Here is a 26,893-nt window from a genome sequence, read left to right on the forward strand (position 1 = left end):
ACTGGAGGCATCCCATGACATTCAATCCGACCCGCCGGCAGGTTCTCATCGGCGGCGCATCGCTTGCCACTGTCGTCGCCCTTGGCGGCACTCATCCGGCATTTGCAAGTGCCGATCGCACCAAGATCGTGGTGCGCGTGGAGAAGGACCTATCCAATCTCGACCCGGCGAACCGTTCCGGGCCGATCGATCTCAATGTAATCTGGTCGGTGCAGCAGGGGCTGATTTCTTTCAAACCCGGCTCGATCGAGTGGGAGCTCGACGCGGCCGAAGAGCTGGAGCAGGTCAGCGATAGGGAGATCCGTTTCAAGCTTCGCAGCGGACTGACCTTTACGGGCGGGTACGGGGAGCTGACGGCGGAGGATGTGAAATTCTCCTTCGAGCGCTTCATCAAGCCCGATGCAGAGGGCAAGCCGGTAACCTATGCCAAGGATTGGGCGGCACTCGAGCGCGTAGAAGTGACCGGTCCGCTGGAGGGGCGCATCATTCTGAAGAACCCGGCGCCGGCCCTCTACACGATCGCGCTGGCCGACGGGTCCGGACGCATCGTCTCGAAGAAAGCGTTCGAGGCGCTCGGCAAGGATATCGCCACCAAGCTGATCGGCAGCGGCCCGTACGTGCTGAAGGAATGGACGCCGCGCGAACAGTTCGTCCTTGAAATCAACCCGGACTACAAGGGGCCGATAAAACCGCATTTCCAGCAAATCGTCGGGAAGCCGATCGGCGAGCAGAAGACCGCGGAAATCGCGTTCCGCTCCGGCGAGATCGACTTCACGGCAATCGATCCGGAAAGCGGCAAGGAGCTTGCCGGGCTGTCGGATGCGAGCGTCACCGAGATCCCGGCGATCGACTATGTCTGGTTTGGCCCGAATATTGAAAAAGCGCCGTTCGACGACATTCGCGTGCGTCGGGCGATCCGCTATGCGGTCGACGTCGATGCGATTCTGCGGGGCGCTTATTCCGGACTCTATCAGCGCGCCAATTCGCTCTTGGCGCCGAGCCTGCTCGGCTATTGGAAGGACGCCCCGGTCTATTCGCGTGACCTCGAGAAGGCGCAGGCGCTTCTTGCCGAAGCCGGCCATCCGAACGGCTTCAAGACGAAGCTGACCATCGAGTCCACCGCACGCTATGAAGCGATCGCGCAGATCATTCAGGCGAATCTCGCCGAAATCGGCATCGAGGTCGAGATCGAGGCGCTGGAATCCGCCGCTTACTGGGCGCTCGGCGAGAACGATGCCAGCAAGGACCTTGAGCTGTCACTCATAAAGTTCAACGGCAAGTTCGATCCGGGCTTCCAGACGCAATGGTTCACTTCGGCCCAGGTCGGGCAGTGGAACTGGCAGCGTTGGAAAAATGCCGAATTCGACGCGCTGCATGAGAAGGGTGGCGTCACTGTCGATCCGGCCGAACGGGAAAAGATCTATATCGATGCCCAGAAGCTTCTCGATGAATCCGCAGCCTTTATCTGGATCACCCACAACCTCAATGCCTTTGCCTCGCGCAAATGGCTGAAGCCGGGTGTCCTGCCGAACGGCAACAACTGGCTGTACACGGCCTTCACCGAAGCCACGGCGTGAAACCGTGCCGGTATTCGCCAAGGCTGAAAGGGGCGTCCGGCAATGAGAGGCGCGCCTTTGCGGATTCATCTTGCCTTCAAGCTGGCGACGGCGCTTCTCGCCGTTGCCGGTTCTGTCGTGATCCTGATGGCATTGACGCGCCTCATACCGGGCGATCCGGCAACCGTTATTCTCGGCTCGCGCGCGACCCCGGAGGCCGTCGCCGCGCTGAACGCCCGCATCGGCCTCGACCGGCCGGTCGGCGAGCACGTGCTCGTCTTCTTCGCCCACCTTTTGTCCGGTGATCTCGGAGAGGATGTCTTCAACGGCCGCCCGGTAGCCGGGCTCGTTGCGGCGGCGCTGCCCAACACGGTGGCGCTGGCGTTCTCCGCCATGCTTTCGGCCATTCTGTTCGGCGTGCCGCTGGCGCTGTTGTCGGCGCGCAATCCCGGCGGCAAGACGGACCGTGTCGTGGCGTTCCTCAGCGTTGGTTTCATCTCTACGCCGAGCTTCGTGGTCGCAGTCTTCCTGCTCATGACGTTCTCGGTGACATTGCGCTGGTTCCCGGTACTCGGAGCAGGTGAGGCCGGTGCTGTCGGCGACCAGTTGTGGCATCTGGTGCTTCCGACCGCCGCCCTTGCCGTCGGCTGGATCGGCTACATCGCGCGCCTGTTGCGCTCGTCACTGCTGGAGGTTCTGGGTGAGAACCACATCCGCACTCTGCGCGCCTATGGCGTCAGCGAAGCGAAGATCCTGATGAAATATGCTTTGAAGCCGGCGATTCTACCGACCATCGCGATTCTCGCAATGGGGTTCGGCGAACTTCTCGGCGGCGCCGTTTTCGTCGAAGTGATCTTCAATCGGCCCGGCCTCGGCTCGCTGATCTATGACGCGATCCGCACCCGCAACTATCCGGTGGTGCAGGGTGGCGTGTTCATCACAGTGCTTCTTTACGTGCTGACCAATCTTTCTGCCGATCTGACGCAGACCCTTCTCGATCCACGCGAGCGATCCCGCCTCGCCGCAGCGCGGGGGACTTGAGCCATGCCGGCCCTCCTCCAGATCGCCCGCCGACCGGGCGGAGGATTCGCGCTCTTTGCCGTCACAGTGATCTGCCTGGTCGCAATCGCCGCGCCGCTGATCGCACCCTATGGCCCGAATGCGATCGCGCCAGCAAAGCGGCTGATGGATCCATCCTTCCAGCATCTTCTCGGCACCGACCATCTCGGCCGCGATATCCTGAGCCGCCTGATCTACGGCTCTCGTGTCGCCCTCGGCGTCGCCTTGTCGGTGATCGCCATTTCGCTTATCGCCGGCGTTACGCTCGGCATTGCGGCCGCGTTATCGCCGCGTGCGGTCGACTTCTCGATCGTCGGAATCTTCGATATCGTCACCGCGTTTCCGAGCATGATTCTTGCGCTGGCGCTCGTCGCGGTTCTGGGGCCGGGGCTGGGAAACGTCGTGCTCCTTGTCAGCATCGTTTTCATCCCACATTTCGGCCGGGTCGCGCGGGCACAGACCGTCGCGCTCCGCAACAGCCCCTTCATCGAGGCGGAAAGGGTGCTGGGGGCGGAGCGCTGGCGGGTCATCCTGCACCATGTCACTCCGAACATCATCGGCCCGATCTTCGTGCTCGCCTGCATGGACATCCCGGTCGTCATCACCATCGAGGCAGGCCTCAGTTTCCTCGGTCTCGGTGTGCGGCCGCCGCTGGCGAGCTGGGGCAGTCTGCTCAACGACGGCTACACCTATCTCGAGCAATCGATCTGGCTCGCCACCTTTTCCGGCCTGGCACTGATCCTTGCCACGCTCGGCTTCGCGCTGCTGGGGGAGGCCATGCGCGACACGCTCGATCCCAAGCTGAGGAAGCACCTGTGAGCGAAGCCCTTGTCGCCATCGAGAAACTGAACGTTTCCTATCCCGGCGCCACCGTGTCCGCGCATGTCCTGGATTCGGTGGACATCACCATCGGACATGGAGAGGCCGTCGGTCTCGTCGGCGAGAGCGGCAGCGGCAAGTCGACCGTGGCCTTCGCCCTGCTCGGCCTTCTAGCAGATGATGCCGACGTGTCTGCCGGCCGCGCCGCCTTCGATGGCCGCGAGAATGTCTTTGCCACGAAAGAGGCAGAAGCCCTGCGCGGCACCGAAATCGCCATGGTCTTTCAGGACCCGATGAGCGCGCTCAATCCACTCTTCACCATCGGCACGCAACTGATCGACATCCAGCGCCGCCGCTTCCCCAACGAACGCCGCTCGCAACTGTGGGCGCGTGCCGAGCGCGTGCTCGCTGAAGTCGGCATGCCGGATGCGCCGCGCCGGATGCGTGCCTATCCGCATGAGTTTTCCGGCGGCATGCGGCAGCGCGTCGTCATCGCCATGGCGCTGCTGGTCGAGCCCAAGCTGCTGATCGCCGATGAACCGACGACGGCGCTCGATGCGACGGTCGAGGCGCAGGTCGTCGAAGCGCTGCGGCGCCTGAGGCGGCGGACCCGGTCCTCAATGCTGGTGGTCAGCCACAGCATGGGGCTGATCGCCGAACTCTGCGACAGCGTTGTCGTCATGTATGCCGGAACCGTGGTGGAAAGCGGGCCGGTCAAGGCGGTCCTGCGCAAGCCGCTCCATCCCTACACCCGCGCGCTGCTTGCCTGCGAGATCGATCCCTATGCCGACTTCGATCCCGAACAGGAGCTCGCGACGATTCCGGGGATCGTACCAGATCCGGCACGTCGTCCATCCGGATGCATCTTCGCTGCGCGCTGCACCGAAAGCCACGCGCGATGCAGCGAACCGCCTCCACATCGGCAGGTGGAGGCGGGACACAGGTTCTCCTGCTGGCAGGATGCTTCACGATGACTGCGCTCGCTCTTTCCCTCAAGAACGCGATAATCCGCTATGGCAGAATGACCGCCGTCGATGGCCTGTCGCTCGAACTTCGCCCCGGCGAAACGCTGGGACTCGTGGGCGAGAGCGGATGCGGAAAGACGTCGGTGGCCCGCGCGATCGCCGGACTGCAGCCCTTGTCTTCGGGCGAGCTCGCGATTGGCGGGGAAGCGCTTGGCGGTAGCCCTGCCGCACGGCGGCGTGATCTGCAGCGCAAGGTCCAGCTTCTCTTCCAGGACCCGGCAAGCTCGCTTTCCCCGCGCCTCACCGTCGGCGCGCTCATGGCCGAGCCGCTGAAAATCCGCAGGACCTATTCGGCCGAAAGCTGGGCGCGGATTGCAGCGCTGGCCGAAAGCATCGGCCTCGGCAAGCAACTGCTGCCGCGCTACCCGCATCAACTGAGCGGCGGGCAGGCCCGGCGGGTGGCGCTGGTGCGGGCCATCGCCGCCGAGCCTTCAATCATCGTTGCCGACGAGCCGACCGCGGGTCTCGACATCTCCGTCCAGGGCGAACTGCTCAACCTCTTGCGATCGCTGAGGGACCGGCTGCAACTGAGTTACCTGTTCATCTCGCACAATCTCAACGTCGTCGGGCGGGTCACCGATCGGGTCGCGATCATGTACCTCGGACAGATCGTCGAGAGTGGCAGCACGCGCCAGCTCTTTTCAACTCCGGCGCATCCCTACACCCGCGCGCTGCTTTCGTCGAACCTGACAGTCGATACGCAAAGGCGCGGCGACCGGATTGTGCTGAAGGGAGAGTTGCCGAGCCCGCACGAGCCGCCGACCGGCTGCCGCTTCCACGGTCGCTGTCCCGTCGCACGGGCTGTTTGCGCAACGACGCAGCCGCGGCTCGAGACCCTGTCGGACGGCCGGGCCGTTGCCTGCCATTTTCCGTCCGAGACAGGCTTCGTTCAGGCGATGACCGGGTAGCCAAGGCGATGTGCAGATCGCTCAAGCTCGGCCAACGGTTCGTAATCCGCGTCCGCAAGGACGACGAAATCCTTGAGCGCCAGCGTGTCGCGCGTTTCGGCCAGCGACGGTTCGGCGATCGCCCTTTTGAGCGCCCCGCGCAGAGCCGTGATTTCTCGGTCGGATGCCGCCGCGCGAGCGATGAACGGCAGCCCCGGACCCTTGACGGTCTCTTCAAGCACGCGGATGCCGGCCAGGCGTTCGGGATCGAAACGCAGCGTATTGCCATAGGTGACGCAGTCGATTGCGGCCACATCCGCAGCACCGGACGCGACGGCGTCAATGCTGGCGCGGTGGCCTCCGGTCTCAACCACGGAGGCGAAGAACCGGCCGCCGCTCGCAAACGGCGCGACGGCGGCGCGGAACAGATTGACTCCGGAATTGCTGCCGGCTTCGTTGATGGCGGCCCGCGCGCCGCGGAGCTCTTCAAGGGCGCGCACTGGCGAATTCTGGCGCACGATGATGAAGCTGCATTTCGCCGGACCGTCGCAGCCCGGATGCGAATAGACCGGTGTCGCGACGAGCCGGACCTTGCCGCGCAGATGCCGGATGTAAGGATAGCCGCAGGTCTGCGCCAGCAACAGGTCAGGGTGACTCCAGCTTTCGTCATAGCGGATGTCGGCGCTCAAGCCTTCCGGGACATCATGGAGTCCCTCCCGCCGCAAGTCGTCCCGAATGAACGCCCACAGCGCCGTCGTCGCCGCCGCGACCGGTGGCGGGCTGACATACATTGCAAGGCTGGCAATCCGCATGAGGACCTCGGTTGCAGTTATAATCGACCGTTTTAGTGTACTAAATACGAAACACGATCAAGAGGTATCGTCATGACTGAGCGCGATCCGACACCAGGCAATCGGGAATTCTCTCTCGAGATCGAAACGGATGTCCTCGTCGTGGGTGGTGGTCCTGCTGGCTGCTGGGCAGCACTCAATGCGATCTCGGCCGGTGCAAGGGTCGTTCTGGTCGACAAGGGGCATTGCGGCAGTTCCGGCGCCACCGCTTCAGCCGGCACCCAGATCTGGTACGTGCCGCCCGATCCGCGCGAGCGGGAAACCGCCATGGCAAGCCGGGAGGCGATGGGCGGCTATCTCTCTGAGCGGCGCTGGATGGTTCCGGTCCTCGACAAAACCTGGGAAAGCGTCAATCGGCTGGCTGCCTGGGGCTATCCGTTTCCGTCCAACGAGCAGGGGATCGAGCAGCGTATCTCGGTCCAGGGGCCGGAATACATGCGGCTGATGGGCCGCAAGGTGAAGAATGCCGGTGTTCGGATTCTCGATCATTCGCCGGCGCTTGAGCTCGTCCGCGACGACACCGGCGCGATCGCCGGCGCGACCGGCATTCGTCGGCAGGAGGGCGGCAACTGGATCGTGCGCGCGGCTGCCGTCATCATGGCAGCAGGCGGATGTGCCTTCATGAGCAAGGCGCTCGGCTGCGACGTGCTAACCGGAGACGGATACCTGATGGCGGCGGAAGCGGGAGCGGAGCTTTCCGGCATGGAGTTCTCGTCGGCTTACGCGATATCGCCGAGCTTCGCCTCGATTACCAAGACGGCGCTTTATCGTTTCGCGCGGTTCTATCGCGAGGATGGAACCCTGATCGAGGGCGCCGGTTCAGCGCGGGGACGCTCGATCATCGCCCGCACGCTGTTGTCGGAGCCTGTTTATGCACGGCTCGATCTCGCCGAGACCGACGCGTTGAAGGCGATCATGCGCCGCGCACAACCGAATTTCTTCATTCCCTTCGACCGGCGCGGCATCGATCCCTTCACCGAGAGATTTCCGGTTACGCTTCGGCTCGACGGCACGGTGCGCGGCACCGGTGGGCTGCGGCTGACGGGGCTCGACTGCGCCACCACGGTGCCGGGTCTCTATGCCGCCGGCGACAATGCGACCCGCGAGCCGATTTGCGGCGGCTTTACCGGCGGCGGCAGCCATAATGCCGCGTGGGCGATTGCGACCGGCGCTTTTGCCGGGACCGCTGCTGCTAAGTTTGCGCTGAAGAAAAAGCCCAGTCCCGTGCTGCGGCGCCTTGGTCGAGCGGGCTATGCGGAGGCCGCGCGAGAGCTCGACACGAACGCGGCACTGCAGGCCGTGCAGCAGGCGGTCTTTCCGCTCGACGTGAATTATTTCAGGACCGAGGCTGCTCTGTCCCGCGAGGTTCATCGCCTCGATGATCTTTGGGAAAGACTGGAGACTAGCGGCGGCGTCTCCCACTTAGACTTGCTTCGTCTGCGGGAGGTGGCGGCGATGACCGCGACGGCGCGCTGGATGTACCGCGCTGCGCTTGCGCGCACCGAAACGCGCGGCATGCACCGCCGGGATGATTTCTCGAAACAGGATCCGGCACAGCGCCACAGGCTGATCGTCAGCGGGCTCGGACATATCGCGGTCAGGCCGGAACCCGTTGAAGAACCGATTTTTCGCGAGGCGGCCGAGTAATGATCGAAGTCATCGACACGGAAACCTGCACCGACTGCAATCTTTGCGTCAAGGTTTGCCCGACCAACGTGTTCGACGCCATTGCCGACGGCCCTCCGGTTATCGCCCGCCAGGGCGACTGCCAGACCTGCTTCATGTGCGAGGTCTATTGTCCGGTGGATTCGCTCTACGTCGATCCCGATCCGGCGAACTCATACGGGCTGACGGTGGAAAACGTGAAGCAAGCGAACTTGTTCGGCAGTTATCGTCGATCGATCGGATGGGCGAAGGAAACGCGCCACCTGCGCCGGGTCGACGACCATTTTCGCCTCCCGCAGTAGAGCGACAAGTCAGCAATGCTGCAGGGAAGGGAGAGTGGCCGCCGCTTTTTCACCGCGGCGGCCGATCAGGCAATTTATTGCGTGTCCAACCGGGGTCGATTCCTACAATGGCGTCCAACGATCAGGAAACGCCATGATACCTTTGGAACTAAGAATCAACGCCGAGCGCCGCTCACTCGCCATCACGTGGGATGACGGCAATCTCTCCTCCATCCCGGCTTCACGGTTGCGCGCGCTCAGCCGAGCGGCTCATCACGTCCGATCTTCCATCGAGGGCAGGGAGGGTTCGTTCGACGACGTGACCATCACGAGCGCCGAGACGATCGGCTCCTACGCCGTGCGCCTGGGTTTTTCCGATGGCCATGACCGCGGCATCTATCCGTGGAGCTATCTGCGTGACATCGCCAATTCGTGAGGCTTAGGGAACAACAATGGAAGACAATTTTGTCGAAGGCCTCACGGAAGTAACTTGCGATGTTCTGGTGATCGGCGGCGGTACGGCCGGACCGATGGCGGCGTTGAAAGCGAAGCAGCGAAATCCCGAATTGAACGTGGTGCTACTCGAAAAGGCCAATGTGAAGCGCTCAGGCGCGATTTCGATGGGCATGGATGGGCTGAACAATGCCGTCGTGCCGGGATACGCCACGCCGGAGCAGTACACCAAGGAGATCACCATCGCCAATGACGGCATCGTCGATCAGGCGCCGGTGTTCAAGTATGCCTCACGCTGTTTCGAAATCATCGGGGAGCTCGACCGCTTCGGCATACGCTTCCAGAAGAACGCCAATGGCGACTTCGACCTGAAGAAGGTTCATCATCTCGGAACCTATGTCCTGCCGATGCCGAACGGCGACACGGTGAAGAAGGCGCTCTACCGCCAGATCAGGCGGGAAAGGATCCTGATTTCCAACCGCTTCATGGCAACACGGCTGCTGACGGCGAAGGACGGCAGGATAGCGGGCGCCATCGCGGTGAATACGCGCTCGGCCGAGTTTCTCGTGCTTCGCGCCAAGACCGTGATCCTTTGCATGGGTGCAGCGGGCCGGCTCGGCCTGCCGCATTCGGGCTACCTGTTCGGAACCTACGAGAACCCCACGAATTCCGGTGACGGCTATTCGATGGCCTATCACGCAGGCGCCGCGCTGGCCAATCTCGAATGCTACCAGATCAATCCGTTGATCAAGGACTATAATGGACCGGCCTGCGCCTATGTCGCTGGTCCGTTCGGCGCCTATACGGCGAACAGCGAAGGCAAGCGCTTCATCGAGAGTGACTACTGGTCGGGACAGATGATGCAGGAATTCTACAACGAACTGCAGTCGGGCAAGGGCCCGGTCTTCCTGAAACTCAATCATCTGCATCCCGACACCGTCGGCGAGATCGAACAGATCTTGCACAAGGTTGAGCGGCCGTCGCGCGGCAGGTTCCATCAAGCGCGCGGGACCGACTACCGCGAGGTGATGATCGAGATGCATATCTCGGAAATCGGTTTCTGCTCGGGGCACAGTGCGTCCGGGGTCTTCGTCGATGAATTCGCCCGCACCACCGTGCCGGGCCTCTATGCCGCAGGCGATATGGCGAGTGTCCCGCACAACTACATGCTCGGCGCATTCACCAATGGCGCGATCGCCGGCGAACACGCTGCCGGGGTTGCGGGTGAGATCGACCTGCCGGAGTTCGACAGCGAACTGGTCAGCCTCGAGCGCCAACGTGTGCTGGCGCCGACCCGGCGCGACGACGGCATTCCGCCGAACCAGCTGGAATACAAGACCCGGCGCCTCGTCAACGACTATCTCCAGCCGCCCAAGGTTACCGCGAAGATGCAGATCGGGCAGGCGCGGCTTGCAGAAGTCAGGGAAGATCTCGAGAGGGCGCTCGTCGCGCGCAATCCGCATGAACTGATGCGCTCGCTGGAAGTCTCCTCGATTCTCGATTGCGCCGACATGGCGGCCCAGGCTTCGCTCTATCGGACCGAGAGCCGCTGGGGCCTCTACCATAATCGTGTCGACTACCCCGACAAGGACGATGACAATTGGTTCTGCCATACGCTGCTTCGCAAGGTCGACGGCCGAATGGTGTCCGAAAAGCGGGCGATCGAGCCTTATATCGTGCCAATCGAGCACGAGGAGCGCACCGCCTACGAGCGCCTGCGCGTTTCCAATCAAGCCTGACCAGGAGAGAAAATGCCCCTCGCGCTTTCGCCCACCACCGTTCCCGTCGTCGTCGACGATGCGAAATGCATTGCCGACAAAGGCTGCACCGTCTGCGTCGACGTTTGCCCGCTCGACGTGTTGCGGATCAGCGATCTGACCGGAAAGGCCTTCATGAAGTTCGACGAATGCTGGTACTGCATGCCGTGCGAAACGGACTGCCCGACCGGCGCGGTCACCGTCAACATTCCGTATCTGCTGCGCTGACATGAGTGCGTTCGACCCCTTCGAAGACTTCGGCGACGCCGAGGAGATCGCCGAGCGGCTCACCGACGCAGACCCGGCCGTACGCAGGCTCGCGGTGATTGATCTTGCCGAAACTGCAAGCATCGACGTGCTGCCACATCTCTTGGCCGCTGGCGAGGATCACGATGCGAGCGTGCGCTTGCAGGTGGCGATCGCGCTTGGCGAGTTCGAGACGCGCGATGCCGCGAGAGCCCTCGCCAAGCTGGTGAAGGATGACGACCCATCGGTCGCACAAGCAGCGGCGGATAGTCTTGCTGAGGTCAAGGACCCGGCAGCGGCAGCGGAAATCCTGCCTTCCCTTAGCCACCCAAGCGCCTTTGTCCGTGCCGCGTTGTTTCGGGGGTTGAGAGCGCTGCGCTCGTCTTCATCGCTCGGGCCGGCGCTTGGCGCAATGCGCGACGCGGATCCGAACGTCAGGGCCGAGGCCCTTGCCGTCATTGCCTACCTCAAGCTCGAGGAGACCCTGCCGTCGCTGATCGATGCGACGTGCGACGCCGACGCGAGCGTCCGGGCCGTCGCCGTCGACGCATTGACCTTCACGACGAAAGCCGCAGCCCGTGCCGCCGTGGCCGCCGCTCTTAGCGACGAGAACTGGCAAGTCAGGGCGGCCGCGGCGGAATCGCTCGGCCGCATCGGTCGGGTCTGCGACGCTGACGTGCTGGTGAAAGGTCTTGGCGATGAATACTGGCAGGTCCAGCAGAAAAGCCTCGGCGCGTTGGGCAAGCTCAAGGTGCAGACGGCGGTCCCGGCCATAGCGCAACTGCTCGAAAGCGAGATCCCGGCTCTGCGTAAAGAGGCGGCCGCCGCACTCGGCGAGATCGCTGATCCCGCCGCACGGGAGTCGCTGATGGAACTTGCATCCGATGCCGATCCGGACGTGCGCAAGACGGTTCGCTGGGCACTTACAAAGCTAGGGTAGATCTCTCGCGCAAGGGCGGCGTCAGGCGCCGCCCTTCGATACCATGTTCATAAGCTTGTGCGGGCGCTCGATGCGGATATGCCGCGGCGTCACCGTAACCAGACCCTCCTTCTGGAAGCGCTTCATCATCATCGTGACCCATTGACGCGTTGATCCGACCATGGCGGCAATCTGGTCGTGTGTCACCTTGGCATTGATGATCACCGCCTGCCCGTCGCGCACGCCATGAAGCTGTCCGAGATTGGTGAGGAACTGCGCCAGGCGTTCGATGACCGATCGCGTCCCGAGCATCTGGGCCATGGCGGAATAGCATTTGCCCTTCGCGGCCAATCCCTGCAGAAGACAGAGGGCGAAACTCGGAAGTTCAACGACGAGTTTTCTGAGCGCGGAGGCCGGTAGGAACAGGATCTCGCAATCGCTGAGTGCCTCGCCGGACCAGATATGCGTGCCGCCTCCTGTCATTTCCGGGCCGCCGATGAAGTGCCCGTCCGTCCAATAGGCAAGTGTGATCTCACGGCCTGACGGAGCGGTATAGAAGACCCGAACCTGACCGGTCTTGATGATGAATATGCCGTCGTGGCTGTCGCCCTGGGCGAAGATTGCCGCACCGCTCGAGAAGGCTAAGTGCCGGCCATGGCTGTTGAGCCTTGCCCATTCCTCCGGCTTCAAAGCGTCGAGGAAATGGGCGCCCTCGTCCAATCCGTCGACGCTTTCGCTCAGGAACAGTGCCTGGTAGCCGGGCAGGATGACCGGGTCTGGAAGCTCCGGCGGCAGTTCCGGCCGTCGATCTTTCCCAATATTCTCGGTGCGTAGTTCCAGGCTCATGATGACTTCCCTCTTCAGTCCCCGGATAAAACTATATAGAATCTATCTAATATAAAGGAAAATCATTGCTCTTTTCCGGAGGAGCTTGGACGTTTGTCCCGCTACCACCACCGGCCGGGATGCCTATGCCGCAGCTAACAGCTTATTACATAAGCAAAAATCCGGGTTAGTAGCCGAACGCTTGCGCCAAAGTGCCGGCCGGCACGCCGCAAATAATTGCTTATCCCGCTTTGACAGCCGCCTCATAAATTCGCTCGACAGCGGTTCGGCGATCGACACTGGGGTCAGTCAACTGGAAGCCGGCGGGCAAGAACCCGCGGCACGACTATGGGATAGAACCATGAACTTGCGCACACATCTCGTGGCCCTTGCCTTGGCGGCAACCGGCTTTGCTTCAACCGCCCAGGCCGAGACCATCCGGGTGGCGATCGGCACTCAGGATACGACCATCAACACCGCGACCGGCGGCCTGCTCATCCGCGAGCTGAAGCTGCTTGAAAAATATCTTCCGCATGACGGCAAGTACAAGGACGCCACCTACGACATTCAATGGAAGAACTTCACGAGTGGCGCACCGATCACCAACGAGCAGATCGCCGGCAAGCTCGACTTCGGGGTGATGGCGGATTTTCCCGGCTCCTTCAACGGCCTCGCGCACCTCAAGGCCGGACGGAAGAGCCTGTTCATCACCGTCCTTTCGGGTAGCGTGAACGGTAGCGGCAACGGCATTGTCGTGCCCACGGATTCGCCGATCCAGTCGCTTCCTGAATTGAAGGGCAAGACGATCTCGGTGCCGTTTGCCTCCACCTCGCACGGCATGCTGCTTCGCGCTGTCAAGGCGCAGGGATGGGACGCGGAGAGCGACGTGAGCATCATCACCCAGGCTCCCGAGGTCGCCGGCGCCGCACTCAAGGCAAACCAGATCGAGGCCCATGCCGATTTCGTTCCCTTCGCCGAGCTCTTCCCGTGGCGCGGCTTTGCCCGAAAGATTTATGATGGCTCGCAGGCGAAGACGCCGACCTTTCATGGCGCTCTGGTCGACGCCTCCTATGCGGAAAAATATCCGGAAATCGTCGTCGCCTATCTTCGCGCTGCGATCGAGGCGGATCAGCTGATCGCCAAGGAGCCTGAGAAATACAGCGAGCTGATCGGCAAGGTCACCGGTGTCGAGGCCGAGGTCGACTATCTGTTCCACGGTCCTCTCGGACTGCAGACCCGCGACCTCACATGGAAACCTCAGTATCGGCAGGCCGTCGCCACGGCCATCGAAACCCTAAAGTCTCTCAAGAAGGCGGACGGATCGCTGGACGTCGACAGCTTCGTCGACGACCGCTTCATTCGCGCTGCGTTCAAGGCGTCGGGCCTCGATTACGAGGCGGCCCTCAAGAACTATGAGCAGTTGCCGCTTACAGCCAAGGATGCTGCCACCAGCGAGCCAATCAAGGATCCGAAGCGCGTCGCCGAGATCTGGGTCGATGGAGAACCGCAGGTCAGGCACTATGCCTCGCCCGAAAACGCGCTGAAGGCCCTCAAGGCGATAGAAGGAGATGGCAAGGCGATCCGGGTCTTCTACGCCCAGGATCGCGAGAGCGGAATCAAGCTCATCGGCGAGCAGGCCTGGTTCGTGCGTGCCGACAGCGGCGAGGTCAGCGCGTTCTTCCTCAAGGAAAATGCGGAAAGCTGGGCAAAGGCACATGGCGGAAACGTGCTTGACTTTACCGGCGTGAAATCGTCGATCCTGGCAAGCAACTGAGGCCACCGATGACCGGCTCCCTCATCGGACATTGGCTGCGCCGGGCCGGCTCGCTCGCCATCTGCCTCTTCGTTTGGCAGATGGCGTCCAGCCTCAAGGTGAGTCTCGGCATCGTTACCTTCGAGAATGTGCCGTCGCCGGTGGATGTGGTTATCGCAATGCTCGATTTCCTTGCCTCGCCGCGGCTTTTCGCCCATGTCTCGAGCAGTCTTGGACGGGTCTTTGCAGGCTATGCGATCGCGGCTGCCGTCGGAGTCGCGCTCGGCCTCATCATTGGACGCTTTCGCGTTCTCGGGGATTTTCTGCAGACGCCTCTCGAACTGTTGCGGCCGATCCCTGCCGTCGCGTGGATCCCGCTCGCGGTTCTGATGTTCCCATCGTCGGAACTCTCGATGATCTTCATCACCTTCACCGGGGCTTTGTTTCCAATCGTCATCAACACGGTCCATGGCGTGGAAAGTGTCGATCCGCGGCTGATCGCCTCGGCCAGGAGCCTCGGAAGCACCCGCGCCGCCATGCTGTTCGAGGTCATCATTCCGGGTGCGGCGCCGAATATCGTCACAGGGCTGGTGATCGGCATGGGAACGTCATGGTTCTGCCTCGTCACGGCGGAGATGATCTCCGGCCAGTTCGGCATCGGCTACTACACCTGGGAATCCTACACCTTGCAGAACTATCCCGAGATCATCGTCGGCATGGTCGTGATCGGGCTGCTCGGCATGGCGAGCAGTGCGCTCCTCAAGGCGGCGGGGACCGCACTCCTGCCATGGAACAAGAAGGAAGGCCGTCAATGAACATCCAGAAGCGCATAGCCGGTGCTGCGACCGGACGAGTCGAGGCCGAGCACGTTTCGATCAGGCTTGGCCGCGGCAGCACGATGTTCGAAGCCGTCAGCGATGTCAGCTTCGAGGTTTCGCCCGGCGAGTTCGTTTGCCTCCTGGGTCCCTCCGGCTGTGGCAAATCCACGCTGCTCGGTGCATTGGCAGGGCATATCATTCCGGCCGCGGGCAGGCTCTCGGTCGATGGTCTAGCCGTTAACGGCCCCGATCCGGAGCGCGGCATCGTTTTTCAGCACCACACGCTTTTTCCCTGGAAGAATGCCCGCGACAACGTCGCTTTCGGTCCGAAGATGCGCGGCATTGGGCGTTCGGAGAGGAGGCTCGAAGCGGAGAGGGTGCTCGATCTGGTCGGCTTGAGCGGGTTTGCCGATCGTTATCCGTCCGAGCTTTCCGGCGGTATGCAGCAGCGTGTGGAGATCGCGCGCGTCCTCATCAACCAGCCGAAGCTCCTGCTGATGGACGAACCCTTCGGAGCACTGGATGCATTGACGAGGCTCAGGATGCAGGAACTGTTGCTCGAAATCTGGGAGCAGTTCCGCAAGACCATCGTCTTCGTCACCCATGACATCGACGAAGCCTTGTTGCTTGCAGACCGCATCATCGTCATGCAGGCGCAGCCCGGCCGGATTCACGAAGAAATCAAAGTCCCCTTTGACAGACCGAGAACCACAAAGATCATCGCATCAAGCGAGTTCATGCGCCTGAAACGGCGCTGCCTGCACTTGCTTCACAGCGACAGGCGAGGGGACACCCTGGCCCGACTTTCGCCGCTCGGCTAGGTCCGCCCGGCGTGGGCGCCTCGAATGTCTGACGTCGATCGGTTAGCACGGGCAGGAGGCTGAGGACGGTAAACGCCTCTTCAATCGGCGGTAGAAGCGACAACTTTCCTCATTCGCAGGCGCAAACAGAACCGCATTTCTTAAAGTGCATAAAATTTATGTATTAACTGGAGTTCAGTCCTGGCGGAAACCGGAACAGCTCCATGGCCTACCAGCTCAGCCTGCTCGACAAGAGCCCCCTCGATGAAGGAAAAACGGCCGCCGATGCGCTGCAGGCAACGGCCGCGCTCGCAGCCAGGGCAGAGGAATTGGGCTATTGCCGGTTCTGGGTTGCTGAACATCATAACATGGCGGGTCTTGCAAGTTCGGCGCCGGAAACGCTGATCGCCTATCTCCTTGCGAGGACGTCCAGGATCCGCGTCGGATCAGGCGGTGTGATGCTGCAGCACTACAGCACCTACAAGGTGGCTGAGACCTTCAACCTTCTCGCCACGCTTGCGCCCGGACGCGTCGACCTAGGCGTCGGCAAGGCGCCGGGCGGCTTGCCCCTTGCGACGCGGGCGCTTCAGGCGGCGGTCGATCCTTCGCGCCGGCAAAGCTTTGCCGAGCAGCTTGCCGATCTCAACCGCTATCTTGATCCGGACGAGGGTCGGGACGGCGGTCTATTCGCGACCCCTTTGCCGCCAACCGCGCCGGACCGCTTCCTGCTCGGAGCCGGCGTGGAGAGCGCCAGGCTCGCGGCCGAAAAGGGCTGGAAGCTCGTCTTCGCCGGGCACCTGAACGGCGATCCGGACAATCTAGAGAAGACGTTCAAGGCCTACGAACAGGCGTCCGGTGGTGACCGACCGATCCTGGCGCTCGCGGCGCTCGCGGCAGAAACCGAGGGTGGGGCACGCGAGCGCGTCGCGGGCGTGAAAATCTTCAAGGTTTTCCTTGCCGACGGCCAGAGCGTCAATGTCGGCAGCGAGGAACAGGCCGCGGAATTCGCCCGTCAGGCCGGTGTTGCCGAATACCGCATCGAGGAGAAAACCCCGAGCGTGGTCCACGGGACGGCGCAGCAGGTGCACGACGAGCTCGATGCATTGCACCAGCGCCACGGCGTGACGGAATTCATCATCGATACCCCCGCCGTCGGTGCCGCCGAGCGCCTCACCTCCATCGAGCTCATCGCCAGAGCGCGGCTTTCCCTCGCCGCCTGACCATTCGCAGAAGGATCATTGCGATGACCAGCAAGAAAGTGACTTTCGGCATTATGCTGCAGGGACCGGGCGGACACATGAATGCCTGGAAGCATCCGAGCGGGCCGGCCGATGCCAGCGTCAACTTCGGCTTCTTCGTCGAAACCGCCTTGAAGGCGGAGGCCGCCGGCATCGCCTTTGCCTTCGTCGCTGACGGCCTCTACATCAACGAACAGTCGATCCCGCATTTTCTCAATCGTTTCGAGCCGATCTCGGTCCTGTCGGCGCTGGCGGCGTCCACCTCGACGATCGGCCTCGTCGGTACGGTTTCGACCTCCTACAGCGATCCTTACACCCTCGCCCGCCAATTCGCCTCGCTTGATTTGATCAGCGGCGGGCGCGCCGGCTGGAACGCGGTGACCTCCCCGCTCGAGGGCTCGGGCCGGAACTATGGCAAGCCGCATCCAGAGCATGAGCTGCGCTACGAGATCGCCGATGAATACCTCGATGCAGCCAAGGGGCTCTGGGATTCGTGGGATGACGATGCCTTCCCGCGCGACCGCGAGACCGGCGTCTATGTCGACAAGACGAAGATGCGTCGGCTGAACCACAAGGGGCGTTTCTTCCAGATCGAGGGGCCTCTGAACATCGGCCGCTCGAAACAGGGGCAGCCGGTCGTTTTCCAGGCCGGCGCGTCGGATGCCGGCATCAGGCTCGCCGGCAAGCATGCCGACGCCGTCTTCACCAATGGCGGGCCGATCGAGGAGGCGAAGGCCTTCTTGAGACAGGTCAAGCAAAGCGCGGTTGCGCAGGGACGAAGTGCCTCGGAAATACGCATCTTTCCAGGCATCGCCCCGATCGTCGGTGCGACGCCCGCGGAGGCCGAGGCCAAATACCGGGCCGTCCGCGGCCTCGTGACGATCGAGGAGGCGCTCCTCTACCTTGGTCGCTTCTTCGATCACCACGATTTCAGCGCCTATCCGCTCGACGAGCCGTTTCCCGACCTCGGCGATATCGGCAAGAACAGCTTCCGCGCCACGACTGACCGCATCAAGAAAACGGCGCGCGAAACCGGGGCGACGCTGCGCGAGATCGCGCTCGACGTCGCGACGCCGAGGACCGCCTTCATCGGCACTGCCGAGCACATCGCCGACGAGATTATCCGCTGGATCCAGGAGGACGCTGCCGATGGATTCATTCTCGGGTTTCCCGTGATCGCCGAGGGCCTCGACGACTTCACCGCTCATGTGCTGCCGATCCTTGAACGGCGCGGCTATTTCGAGCCTTCGCTGACGGGCACGACGCTTCGTAGCCATCTCGGGCTCCCTTACCGGGAGAGCCGGTACACCGCCGCCGCGCAGGAAGCCCCCAAAAAGGTCCGCGCCTGACGGCTGGAGGTGCCAAGATGAACGCGATCACCAAAAACGCGCAATTCATAAACGACGTCGAGCAAGGCATCGCAGCCTATATCGAGGAGATGATCGAGCTGCGCCACGATCTCCACCGGTATCCGGAACTGGCGTTCAAGGAAAGCCGCACCAGTGACGTCGTCGCCGGCCTGCTCGCCGGCTGGGGATACGATGTTGCCAGAGGTATTGCCGGCACCGGTGTTGTCGCCACTCTCCAGCGGCGCGAGGGTACCCGGAGCATCGGTATCCGGGCGGACATGGATGCGCTGCCCATCAACGAGGCCACGAACCTCTCCTATGCGAGCCGGAATCCCGGCGTCATGCATGCCTGCGGCCATGATGGCCATACCGCGATTCTCCTGACCGCCGCGCGCTATCTTGCCGAGAACGGCCATTTCTCCGGCACGCTGAGGCTGATCTTTCAGCCGGCGGAAGAGATCGGAGCGGGCGCCCGCAAGATGCTGTCGGAGGGCTTGTTGGAGCGCTTCCCGGTCGACGCCGTTTTTGGCCTTCACAATTGGCCGGGCGTTGCCGTGGGCCAGTTTGGCTTCGTGACGGGGCCGGCCATGGCATCGGTCGACCAGGCGGTCATCCGGATCATCGGCAAGGGCGGGCACGGCGCGGAGCCGCAGAACGCCGTCGACCCGGTCGTCGCCGCGGCTTCGTTCATCACTGCTCTGCAGACCGTGGTTTCGCGCAACATTGATCCACGGGAGATGGCCGTCGTTACAGTCGGTTCCATCCATGGCGGATCGGCCTCGAATGTGATTCCCGAAAAAGTCGAGATCAAACTGACGGTCCGAAGCTATAGCGAGGCGGTCCGCCAGCAATTGAAGGAACGGATTCCGGCGCTGGCCCGGGCACAGGCCGAAAGCTTCGGCGCAACCGCCGACGTCGATTATCGGCTCGGCTTCCCGGCCGTCGTCAATCACGAGGAACAGACATCCTTCGCCCGCCGCGTGGCGATCGATACTTTCGGCGAAAACCGGATCGAGGCCGCATTCAAGCCGCGCACGGCAAGCGAGGACTTCGCATTCTTTCTGGCAGAGCAGCCGGGCAGCTACCTCTTTGTCGGCAACGGCGACACGGCTTCCCTGCACAGTCCCCAATACAACTTCGACGACGCGATCATCGCGCCTGCGGCCCGCTACTGGGTGCGCCTGGTCGAAACCTTTCTTGCATGAACAAGGATTGGCGAAAGTGAGCGACACGTTTGCCTATACCACCCCACTCGATCCGCGCGCCAAACCGCTGATCGACCAACTCATCTACGAGTATGACAGCCGCTACGGCAACTATTTCAGCGAAGAGGGGGCCGCGGCCGAGCTCAATCGGTATCCGCCCGAAGCCTTCGCGCCGCCGCACGGCAATTTCGTGCTGTTGCTCCGGGACGGAGAAACGATCGGCGGTGGTGCCTTCAAGCACTATGACGTGGGTACGGCCGAGTTCAAGCGCATCTGGACGCGCTCGGACCTGCGCCGCCGGGGCCTGGCCCGCACGGTGCTGCTCGAACTCGAGGCGCAGGCGGCACGCCAAGGCTATTCGCGGATCTATTTGACGACCGGGTTCCGGCAGCCGGAGGCCGTCGGGCTCTACCTCACCAATGGCTACACGGCACTCTTCGACATCGAGGCCGATCCGGAAACCTACAAGACACTGCCCTTCGAGAAGGACATCTCCCATCTCGTCGCCTCGGCCGCCCTGTTGGGCGGGCCGCTGCCACAGGAGCCACTCCTGGCGAACCATCCCTGACGCCGCAGGCGCCCAGACCAAGGCGCGGCCTTCACTCAAATCCGAAAGGATCCAGCATGGCACTTCTGACCGACTATGCGGCGGGCGCCGAAATCGAACGACGAAGCGATGCGAGGCAGAGTAATGCCCATTACCGGATCGTCCCGGCGCGCCACCCGGGGCGTGCCCTCGGTACGATTTTTGCCGGCGTCATGATCGCGGCGGTGCTTTACTCGGTGCTGACCAATCCGCGTTGGGGCTGGCCCGTCTTCGCCGAGTGGTTCTTCGCAGAGCCGGTATTGGCCGGCCTCGGACGGACGCTGCTGCTTACCGCGCTTGCGACCGTTTCCGGCTCGCTGTTCGGTACTGCGCTGGCGCTTGCCCGGGTCTCGAAATCGCCGCTCCTAGCCAGTCTCTCCTTCGGCTATATTTGGCTGCTGCGCTCCATCCCGCTGATCGTATTGCTGCTGGTGCTCAACAATCTCGGCTACCTCTACGAGACGATCACCCTCAGCGTACCTTTCACCGACACCGTGTTCGTGAATTACCCGACGACGCAATTGCTGACGCCGTTCGCGGCCGCCTTCCTGGGGCTCACCCTCAATCAATCAGCCTTCTTCGCCGAGATCGTCCGCGGCGGCATTCTTTCGGTGGACCACGGCCAGCACGAGGCGGCCGCCGCCCTTGGCCTGCCGAGGCGCCGGCAAGCGTTCCGCATCGTGTTGCCGCAGGCGATGCGCTCGATCCTGCCGACCGGCTTCAACGAGATTATCGGTCTCGCCAAGAGCACGTCGATGGTCTACGTCCTCGCGCTGCCGGAACTCTTTTACACTGTTCAGGTCATCTATCGCCGCAACCTCGAGGTCATTCCGCTCCTGATGGTGGCGACCGTCTGGTACCTGGTGATCATGACTGGCCTCTCGATCGCGCAGCACTACATTGAGCGATATTTCTCGAAGGGCGCAATTCGCAATCCGGCGCCGCTGCCGTTTCAGGCTCTCTTGGCGCGCATCCGCCGCCCCGTGCCGGAAGTCTCCTCAGCGCCGCAGAGCAAGGCCGGGTTTCGTGACGCCCAGGTCTCCCGTCTCGGCGGCGCCGTCCACGTTCACGGCATCTCCAAGAGCTTTGGTTCGTTCAAGGTTCTGGACGATATCGAGTTGAACCTGCCCGCCGGCAGCGTTACGGCGATTCTCGGCCCCTCCGGCTCCGGCAAGTCGACGCTGCTGAGGACGATCAATCATCTCGAGCGGGTTGAAGACGGCTTTATTTCGATCGACGGCGAACTTGTCGGCTACCGTCAGAAAGGCGACACGCTCTACGAATTGAAGGAAAAGGACATCCTCCAGCGCCGCGCCGACATCGGCATGGTGTTCCAGAATTTCAACCTGTTCCCGCATCTGACGGTGCTCGAAAACCTCATCGAGGCGCCGCTGCACGTGCGCGGTCTCGAACGAGCCGAGGCCATCCGGCTGGCGCAGGACCTGCTTGCCCGCGTCGGTTTGAGCGACAAGATCAATGCCTATCCACGCCAGCTTTCGGGCGGTCAGCAGCAGCGGGTCGCCATCGCCCGTGCCCTGGCGCTCCGCCCGAAAGTGCTGCTCTTCGATGAGCCGACCTCCGCGCTCGATCCCGAGCTCGTCGGCGAGGTGCTCGACGTGATCAAGGAATTGGCCCGCACCGGCACGACGCTGGTGATCGTGACCCACGAAATCGGCTTTGCCCGCGAGGTCGCCGACACCGTGGTCTTCATGAACGCAGGCCGGGTGCTTGAGGCAGGGCCGCCGGCGCTGATCTTCAGCGAAGCACAGCATCCCCGTACCCGCGAATTCCTGGCCCGGGTTCTCTGAATCCCCCCAGCCTTCGGTGCGCACCTGAACGATACAATCCGAAATTCCGAGATGAAAAGGAGTAAATACGCATGTCAGTCTTCGGTTCGTCAAAACTGCTTCTCGCCGGTGTAATCGCGGCGGCGGCCATCGGGCTCGGCCCGGCCTTGGGTCAGGAGAAATATGACCTCAGCCCCGACACCTCCAATCGTGTCCGGGCCGAGAGGAACGAGGCGGCGATTAAGGCGATCGCGCCGGATTTCAAGTTCGTCACGCCGGGCAAATTCACGGTGGCCATCAGCCCGTGGGATCCGCCGATCGGCACCTATGCGACAGATTCGAAGACGGTCGTCGGCGCCGATCCGGACCTTTCCTCGCTTCTCGCCGATTCCCTCGGGCTGGAGCTGGAACTCGTTCCGATCGCCTGGGCGGACTGGCCGCTCGGCGTGAGTTCCGGCAAATACGATGCCGTGATCAGCAACGTGACGGTCACCGAGGAGCGCAAGGAGAAATTCGATTTTTCCACTTACCGCAAGGACGTGCTTGCCTTCACCGTCAAGGCGGACAGCCCGATCACCTCGATCAAGGAGCCTAAGGACGTGGCCGGGCTCAGGGTCATCACCGGCGCCGGCACCAACCAGGAAAAGATCATCCTCGAATGGGATCGTGAGAATGTCGCCGCCGGCCTGAAGCCAATCGAGGTGCAGTATTACGACGATCGCGCCGCCGCCGACCTGGCGCTGCAGGCGGGGCGTGCCGAAGCCGAGTTCAACCCGAACTCCACCCGCGCCTATGCCGCTTCGATCAAGAAGGACACCAAGGTGGTCGGCATCGTCAGCGGTGGCTGGCCGCTGACGGCGGAAATCGCGGTTACGACCCGCAAGGGCGCCGGCCTTGCCGACGCGATCACCATAGCCATCAACGATCTGATCAAGAACGGCAAATACGGCGAGGTGCTGAAGCGCTGGAGCATCAGCGACGAGGCGGTTGAGGCGTCGCAGACTAACCCGCCGGGCCTGCCCAAAAGCGGCTCGTGATCGGCCCGCTCGTTTCGACCGGCGGGTGACCGTCGGTCTTCTCGCCTTCCAAAGGAGATCGCACGCAATGATTGGCATTCCGGTACTTCGCACGGTCGTGACCGCAACGGTAGCGGCGCTCCTTCATTTCAGTCCGGCTCAGGCCGATGCCAGTTTCGACCTCAGTCCCGAGCAGCCCGGCCGCGTCCAGGCGACAAGAAATGAAAAGGCGATCGCGGCGATCCCCGCCGACTTCAAGTTCGTCGCCCCCGGCAAGTTTACTGTCGCGGTGAGCCCGGGCGGGCCGCCGCTTGCCACCTATGCGACCGATGCGAGGACGGTCGTAGGAGCCGATCCTGACTATGCCGAGGCCATCGCCGACAGCCTCGGCTTGACCCTGGAACTGGTACCGGTCGCCTGGATCGACTGGCCGCTGGGGCTCACCTCCGGCAAATACGATGCAGTGATCTCCAATGTCGGGGTTACGGAACAGCGCAAGGAGAAGTTCGATTTCTCCTCCTATCGCCAGGGTCTTCACGGCTTCTTCGTCAAAGCCGACAGCGCCATCACCTCGATCGGGGAGCCGAAGGATGCCGCAGGGCTGAGGATCATCGTCGGGGCCGGCACCAATCAGGAGCGCATCCTTCTGAAGTGGAGCGAGGAGAATGTCGCCAACGGCCGCAAATCCATCGAACTGCAATATTACGATGACGAGGCGGCAAGCTTGCTGGCGCTGGCATCCGGTCGTGCCGACGTCATTGTCCAGCCGCACGCACAGCTCGTCTTCATTGCGGCGCGCGACAAGAACATCAAGCGCGTGGGGACGCTCAGCGCCGGCTGGCCGGAGCGATCCGATGTGGCGATCACCACGCGCAAGGGCAGCGGTTTAGCCGATGCGCTGACGATTGCCACCAACGGCCTGATCAAGGACGGGGCCTATGCCAGGATCCTCGAGCGCTGGCGTCTCTCCGAGGAGGCTCTGCCCAGATCGGAAACCAATCCTCCCGGCCTGCCGAAGTTCTGAGGATGGCGACATGACCGACCGCAAAATCTCGATTCGCCATATCGGCTTCCTCAGTCCGGGAAATTACCGGGACGACGATCCGCTCGACGGGCTGGAGAAGACGCTGGCACTCCTGGAATACGGCGAGGGGCTGGGCTTTGAAGGCGCATGGGTGCGCCAGAGGCACCTCGAACCCGGCATCTCCTCGGCGGCCGCATTCCTGGCGGCGGCAACCCAGAGGACGAGCCGGATCGAGCTCGGCACCGCCGTCATCCCGATCGGTTACGAGAATCCCTTTCGCCTCGCCGAGGATTTGGCGACGGTCGACGTGCTATCGCGCGGCCGGCTGAATGTGGGGTTGAGCGCCGGCCGGCCGGCGCATCTGGACCTGATCGCTCCGCTGGCCTTCGATGGGGACTGGTCGGGCTACGACTTTTCGCATGCGCGCGTGCTTCGCTTCGCCGAGAATTTGCGCGGCAATTTCCTCGGCGGCGACGATAACGTCCTCACGACTCCCTTCGGCCCGAAGCGCCCGCGCCTGCAGCCCTACGCCAAGGGTCTCATTGAGCGCCTCTGGTATGGCGGCGGCTCGCTTCGTTCCGCCCAATGGGCGGGGGCGAACGGCTTTAACCTGCTGATCGGCAACGTCACGACCGGCGAGGAAACCGATGATTTCTTCGTCGCGCAGGCGCGCCAGCTTGCTTCCTATCGCTCGTCTGGCGGCACTGAAAAGCGGGTGGCGCTCGGCCGGGTCATCGTGCCCTTCGACAGTGCGGATGCTCTGACTCGGCTGCGCTACCGCGAATATGCGGCCGGGCGTCATGCGCGAACGCTCTCGCCCCAAGGCGAACACCGGACGCTCTATGCCCGCGACCTCGTCGGCACCTCGGAGGAAATTCTGGAGCGGCTGTTTGCCGATCCGCTCCTGCCGGCGGTGAGCGAGCTTCGCCTCGAACTGCCGTACGAGTTCGAAGAGGAGAACTATCGCCAGATACTTGAGGACGCCGTGACCCGCATCGCGCCCGAGCTTGGCTGGGTTGCGCCGGACGCCAGCGACAGCGATGAGGGGGGGACAGCCTTGCCCCTCACATGCGACAAACGGAGATAAGCCATGAGCATGCTCAGACAGTTTGAACGCCTGAATGCGATTCGGGATTTCCTGCAGGGCCGGCTTGAGCTTTATGAGGCACGGGATTGCTTCGGGTTCGATGACTTCGACACGGGACAAGCGATGAGTTCCGAGATCGCATCGCCGAACTCTCCGAAGAGCTCACGAGCCTCAGGCGGCGGCGCGGCCGATACAAAAACTGGTGACTCGTCCTTGCATGACAACTCAAACGCGACGTTGAAGATTGGAAGACATCAATGACCGTGAATGTGAACTCCCGTACTGCAGAACATGCGATCAATCCGCTCTTTCTGGAGCGCTGGTCGCCTCGCGCCTACGCAAGCATCGAAATCTCGCAAGGCGAGCTTTTCGAGATACTGGAAGCGGCCCGCTGGGCGCCGTCCGCCTACAATGCTCAGCCGTGGCACTTCATCTACTCGCGCCGCGGCGCAAACGGCTGGGAAAAGCTGCTGGGCCTGCTCAATGAATTCAACCAAAGCTGGGCTCGGCGAGCGTCGGCGTTGATCTTCGTGCTTTCGAAAACCTCGCTGTTGCCGCCAGGCGCGGCGGAAGAGGTTCCCTCGTACACGCACTCCTTCGACACGGGCGCCGCTTGGGGCGCACTGGCCCTGCAGGCGGCCCATTCGGGTTGGCAGGCCCACGGCATGGCGGGAATCGATTACGAGCGGGCGCGAACGGAACTCGGCGTTCCCGAGAATTACCGGGTCGAGGCCGCCGTCGCAATCGGCCGCATCGGGGACAAGACGCAACTTCCAGAGCCGCTTCAGCAGCGCGAAGCCCCGAGCCATCGCAAGGCGCTTTCGGAAATTATCTCCGAGGGTCACTTTGCTTCTGCTTCGAGGACGGTCACCTGATGGGCGAAGTTCCCGGGAGCGGTGCAGCGTTACTCCCGTGCGCAACTGCGTCCACTCGGTTGGCACGGAATCGCTTTTTCGCGCCGACGTGACGACAGCGGCACAAGTAACAAGGAGAAAACGATGGCAACGGAAAACGAATTGGTCGAGCGCGTTCGCAGGCGTGCTTACGAGATTTGGGAGCGCGAAGGCCGGCTTGACGGATACCATGAGCGCCATTGGCACCAGGCTGCAAAAGAACTTGAAAGCCAATCCGGCGTCGGTGCCGCTGCTTCGGACCGGTCGGGCAACGGATCTGTCAGAAATAAGAAAGCCGCCAGTGAACTCAGGCCATCTGCTCGACGGTGACGCGATGCGAGCGCATCACCGGCGCCCAGATAAGCGCGATAGCCGCTATCGGCTCGGGATCCAGCCGTTCTGGTTGACTGGTGCCGAGGTCGGCTTCGGGTCGAGAATTCGCCTTCATCAGCGTCGCGGGTGGGCCGATCTTTTCGGTTCCCATCCGTCGCGACAGGGTCGATCCTTCCGGTTCGGACGGTCGCAGTGGTGGGAAGCGGAAGTTCGCGCAAGCACCATCTACGTAGGCACTTGCGCCGAACGCGGAAAAGGTCGCGGCGTCTGTTGCGCCCGTGCTCTGCTTCGACTCGCACAATGTGTCAAGCGGAACTCTGGCGAAGATGCGGGATCGCTGCGATCCGCGTCGTCAGATACTCGGATACGCTACTAGGCGTGGTTGAAGCGCTCCACGAAACGGATAATGTCGTCGACCATCGGGGCATCCCAAAGATCATTATGACCGGAGCCGTCGTAGATCAGCATTTGCTTGGGCTTGGATGCGATCTCATATAGGGCCTCGCCCGAAGAGAGCGGAATGATAGGGTCACGTCGCCCGTGGATGAAAAGCTTCGGTTGCCTGACCTTCGCTATTCTCAGATCGGAGCGGAACGGATCCTTGATAAGGAGTGCAACCGGAAAGTAGGGGTAAATCGTCTGAGCGAGCGACAGCACCGAC

Annotated in this window: 29 protein-coding genes; 25 read left to right on the top strand and 4 right to left on the bottom strand. The window is 62.6% G+C overall.

Annotated features, from left to right (window positions below; translation table 11 throughout):
* Positions 1–14 precede the first annotated feature (14 nt).
* The 5 genes from ATC00_RS17635 to ATC00_RS17655 are packed head-to-tail and all read left to right on the top strand — an operon-like array spanning position 15 to position 5,367.
* Positions 15–1,577 (top strand): ABC transporter substrate-binding protein, encoded by a 1,563-nt coding sequence (locus ATC00_RS17635; protein WP_064253789.1) that lies wholly within the window; start codon positions 15–17, stop codon positions 1,575–1,577.
* Between the two features lie 57 nt (positions 1,578–1,634).
* Positions 1,635–2,597: an ABC transporter permease gene (locus ATC00_RS17640; protein WP_234782350.1), complete on the top strand. Its 963-nt coding sequence runs from the start codon at positions 1,635–1,637 to the stop codon at positions 2,595–2,597.
* Between the two features lie 3 nt (positions 2,598–2,600).
* Positions 2,601–3,434: an ABC transporter permease gene (locus ATC00_RS17645; protein ID WP_064253791.1), complete on the top strand. Its 834-nt coding sequence runs from the start codon at positions 2,601–2,603 to the stop codon at positions 3,432–3,434.
* Entirely contained in the window at positions 3,431–4,408 is a 978-nt protein-coding gene (locus ATC00_RS17650; protein WP_064253792.1) for an ABC transporter ATP-binding protein, read from the top strand. The genes ATC00_RS17645 and ATC00_RS17650 overlap by 4 nt, the downstream gene beginning before the upstream one ends.
* Positions 4,405–5,367, top strand: coding sequence for an oligopeptide/dipeptide ABC transporter ATP-binding protein (locus ATC00_RS17655; protein WP_064253793.1), 963 nt, complete (start codon positions 4,405–4,407; stop codon positions 5,365–5,367). Before ATC00_RS17650 ends, ATC00_RS17655 begins: the two co-directional genes overlap by 4 nt.
* On the opposite strand, the gene ATC00_RS17660 is transcribed toward ATC00_RS17655, so the two are convergent.
* Complete coding sequence (locus tag ATC00_RS17660) at positions 5,349–6,158, bottom strand: phosphate/phosphite/phosphonate ABC transporter substrate-binding protein (protein ID WP_064253794.1); 810 nt, start codon at positions 6,156–6,158, stop codon at positions 5,349–5,351. The two genes, ATC00_RS17655 and ATC00_RS17660, sit on opposite strands and share 19 nt — an antisense overlap.
* Positions 6,159–6,230: 72 nt before the next feature.
* Between ATC00_RS17660 and ATC00_RS17665 the strand changes: the two genes are divergently transcribed.
* The 6 genes from ATC00_RS17665 to ATC00_RS17690 all read left to right on the top strand — a co-directional run bounded on the left by ATC00_RS17665 (position 6,231) and on the right by ATC00_RS17690 (position 11,539).
* Positions 6,231–7,844 (top strand): FAD-dependent oxidoreductase, encoded by a 1,614-nt coding sequence (locus ATC00_RS17665; protein WP_064253795.1) that lies wholly within the window; start codon positions 6,231–6,233, stop codon positions 7,842–7,844.
* Complete coding sequence (locus ATC00_RS17670) at positions 7,844–8,164, top strand: 4Fe-4S dicluster domain-containing protein (protein WP_064253796.1); 321 nt, start codon at positions 7,844–7,846, stop codon at positions 8,162–8,164. Before ATC00_RS17665 ends, ATC00_RS17670 begins: the two co-directional genes overlap by 1 nt.
* A gap of 133 nt (positions 8,165–8,297) precedes the next feature.
* Complete coding sequence (locus tag ATC00_RS17675) at positions 8,298–8,579, top strand: gamma-butyrobetaine hydroxylase-like domain-containing protein (protein WP_064253797.1); 282 nt, start codon at positions 8,298–8,300, stop codon at positions 8,577–8,579.
* 16 nt (positions 8,580–8,595) lie between these two features.
* Positions 8,596–10,335, top strand: coding sequence for a fumarate reductase/succinate dehydrogenase flavoprotein subunit (locus tag ATC00_RS17680; protein WP_064253798.1), 1,740 nt, complete (start codon positions 8,596–8,598; stop codon positions 10,333–10,335).
* Positions 10,336–10,347: 12 nt separating this feature from the next.
* On the top strand, positions 10,348–10,581 hold the full coding sequence (locus tag ATC00_RS17685; protein ID WP_064253799.1) for a 4Fe-4S dicluster domain-containing protein: 234 nt from the start codon (positions 10,348–10,350) through the stop codon (positions 10,579–10,581).
* 1 nt (position 10,582) lies between these two features.
* Positions 10,583–11,539, top strand: a complete 957-nt coding sequence (locus ATC00_RS17690; protein WP_064253800.1) for a HEAT repeat domain-containing protein — start codon at positions 10,583–10,585, stop codon at positions 11,537–11,539.
* Positions 11,540–11,560: 21 nt separating this feature from the next.
* On the opposite strand, the gene ATC00_RS17695 is transcribed toward ATC00_RS17690, so the two are convergent.
* Positions 11,561–12,364, bottom strand: a complete 804-nt coding sequence (locus tag ATC00_RS17695; RefSeq protein WP_082912401.1) for a Crp/Fnr family transcriptional regulator — start codon at positions 12,362–12,364, stop codon at positions 11,561–11,563.
* A gap of 340 nt (positions 12,365–12,704) precedes the next feature.
* Here ATC00_RS17695 and ATC00_RS17700 point away from each other — a divergent pair, with 340 nt between their 5' ends.
* The 14 genes from ATC00_RS17700 to ATC00_RS31265 all read left to right on the top strand — a co-directional run bounded on the left by ATC00_RS17700 (position 12,705) and on the right by ATC00_RS31265 (position 26,229).
* Complete coding sequence (locus ATC00_RS17700; protein ID WP_064253801.1) at positions 12,705–14,117, top strand: ABC transporter substrate-binding protein; 1,413 nt, start codon at positions 12,705–12,707, stop codon at positions 14,115–14,117.
* An 8-nt stretch (positions 14,118–14,125) separates the two neighbouring features.
* Positions 14,126–14,911, top strand: coding sequence for an ABC transporter permease (locus tag ATC00_RS17705; protein WP_064253802.1), 786 nt, complete (start codon positions 14,126–14,128; stop codon positions 14,909–14,911).
* Entirely contained in the window at positions 14,908–15,735 is an 828-nt protein-coding gene (locus tag ATC00_RS17710) for an ABC transporter ATP-binding protein (RefSeq protein WP_064253803.1), read from the top strand. The genes ATC00_RS17705 and ATC00_RS17710 overlap by 4 nt, the downstream gene beginning before the upstream one ends.
* Positions 15,736–15,938: 203 nt before the next feature.
* Positions 15,939–16,934, top strand: a complete 996-nt coding sequence (locus tag ATC00_RS17715) for an MsnO8 family LLM class oxidoreductase (protein WP_064253804.1) — start codon at positions 15,939–15,941, stop codon at positions 16,932–16,934.
* 23 nt (positions 16,935–16,957) lie between these two features.
* Positions 16,958–18,301, top strand: a complete 1,344-nt coding sequence (locus ATC00_RS17720; RefSeq protein WP_064253805.1) for an LLM class flavin-dependent oxidoreductase — start codon at positions 16,958–16,960, stop codon at positions 18,299–18,301.
* 17 nt (positions 18,302–18,318) lie between these two features.
* Complete coding sequence (locus tag ATC00_RS17725) at positions 18,319–19,506, top strand: M20 aminoacylase family protein (RefSeq protein ID WP_064253806.1); 1,188 nt, start codon at positions 18,319–18,321, stop codon at positions 19,504–19,506.
* A 16-nt stretch (positions 19,507–19,522) separates the two neighbouring features.
* On the top strand, positions 19,523–20,074 hold the full coding sequence (locus tag ATC00_RS17730) for a GNAT family N-acetyltransferase (RefSeq protein ID WP_064253814.1): 552 nt from the start codon (positions 19,523–19,525) through the stop codon (positions 20,072–20,074).
* 56 nt (positions 20,075–20,130) lie between these two features.
* Positions 20,131–21,900: an amino acid ABC transporter permease/ATP-binding protein gene (locus ATC00_RS33980; protein ID WP_072642921.1), complete on the top strand. Its 1,770-nt coding sequence runs from the start codon at positions 20,131–20,133 to the stop codon at positions 21,898–21,900.
* 71 nt (positions 21,901–21,971) lie between these two features.
* Positions 21,972–22,916, top strand: a complete 945-nt coding sequence (locus tag ATC00_RS17740) for an ABC transporter substrate-binding protein (RefSeq protein WP_064253807.1) — start codon at positions 21,972–21,974, stop codon at positions 22,914–22,916.
* A 67-nt stretch (positions 22,917–22,983) separates the two neighbouring features.
* Positions 22,984–23,919: an ABC transporter substrate-binding protein gene (locus tag ATC00_RS17745; RefSeq protein ID WP_064253808.1), complete on the top strand. Its 936-nt coding sequence runs from the start codon at positions 22,984–22,986 to the stop codon at positions 23,917–23,919.
* A gap of 10 nt (positions 23,920–23,929) precedes the next feature.
* Positions 23,930–25,006 (top strand): LLM class flavin-dependent oxidoreductase, encoded by a 1,077-nt coding sequence (locus tag ATC00_RS17750; RefSeq protein WP_082912402.1) that lies wholly within the window; start codon positions 23,930–23,932, stop codon positions 25,004–25,006.
* A gap of 3 nt (positions 25,007–25,009) precedes the next feature.
* Positions 25,010–25,267 (top strand): hypothetical protein, encoded by a 258-nt coding sequence (locus ATC00_RS17755; RefSeq protein WP_064253809.1) that lies wholly within the window; start codon positions 25,010–25,012, stop codon positions 25,265–25,267.
* Complete coding sequence (locus ATC00_RS17760; protein ID WP_064253810.1) at positions 25,264–25,881, top strand: nitroreductase family protein; 618 nt, start codon at positions 25,264–25,266, stop codon at positions 25,879–25,881. Before ATC00_RS17755 ends, ATC00_RS17760 begins: the two co-directional genes overlap by 4 nt.
* Positions 25,882–26,004: 123 nt before the next feature.
* Positions 26,005–26,229 carry a DUF2934 domain-containing protein gene (locus tag ATC00_RS31265; RefSeq protein WP_072642920.1) on the top strand — a complete coding sequence of 75 codons (225 nt, stop codon included), beginning with the start codon at positions 26,005–26,007 and terminating at the stop codon, positions 26,227–26,229.
* Here ATC00_RS31265 and ATC00_RS32630 read toward each other — a convergent pair.
* Complete coding sequence (locus ATC00_RS32630; RefSeq protein WP_161951927.1) at positions 26,207–26,383, bottom strand: hypothetical protein; 177 nt, start codon at positions 26,381–26,383, stop codon at positions 26,207–26,209. The two genes, ATC00_RS31265 and ATC00_RS32630, sit on opposite strands and share 23 nt — an antisense overlap.
* A gap of 221 nt (positions 26,384–26,604) precedes the next feature.
* Positions 26,605–26,893 (bottom strand): alpha/beta hydrolase (locus tag ATC00_RS17765; RefSeq protein WP_161951928.1); only part of this gene is annotated, 289 nt, incomplete at its 5' end.

Source organism: Sinorhizobium americanum, from assembly GCF_001651855.1.
GTDB lineage: Bacteria > Pseudomonadota > Alphaproteobacteria > Rhizobiales > Rhizobiaceae > Sinorhizobium > Sinorhizobium americanum.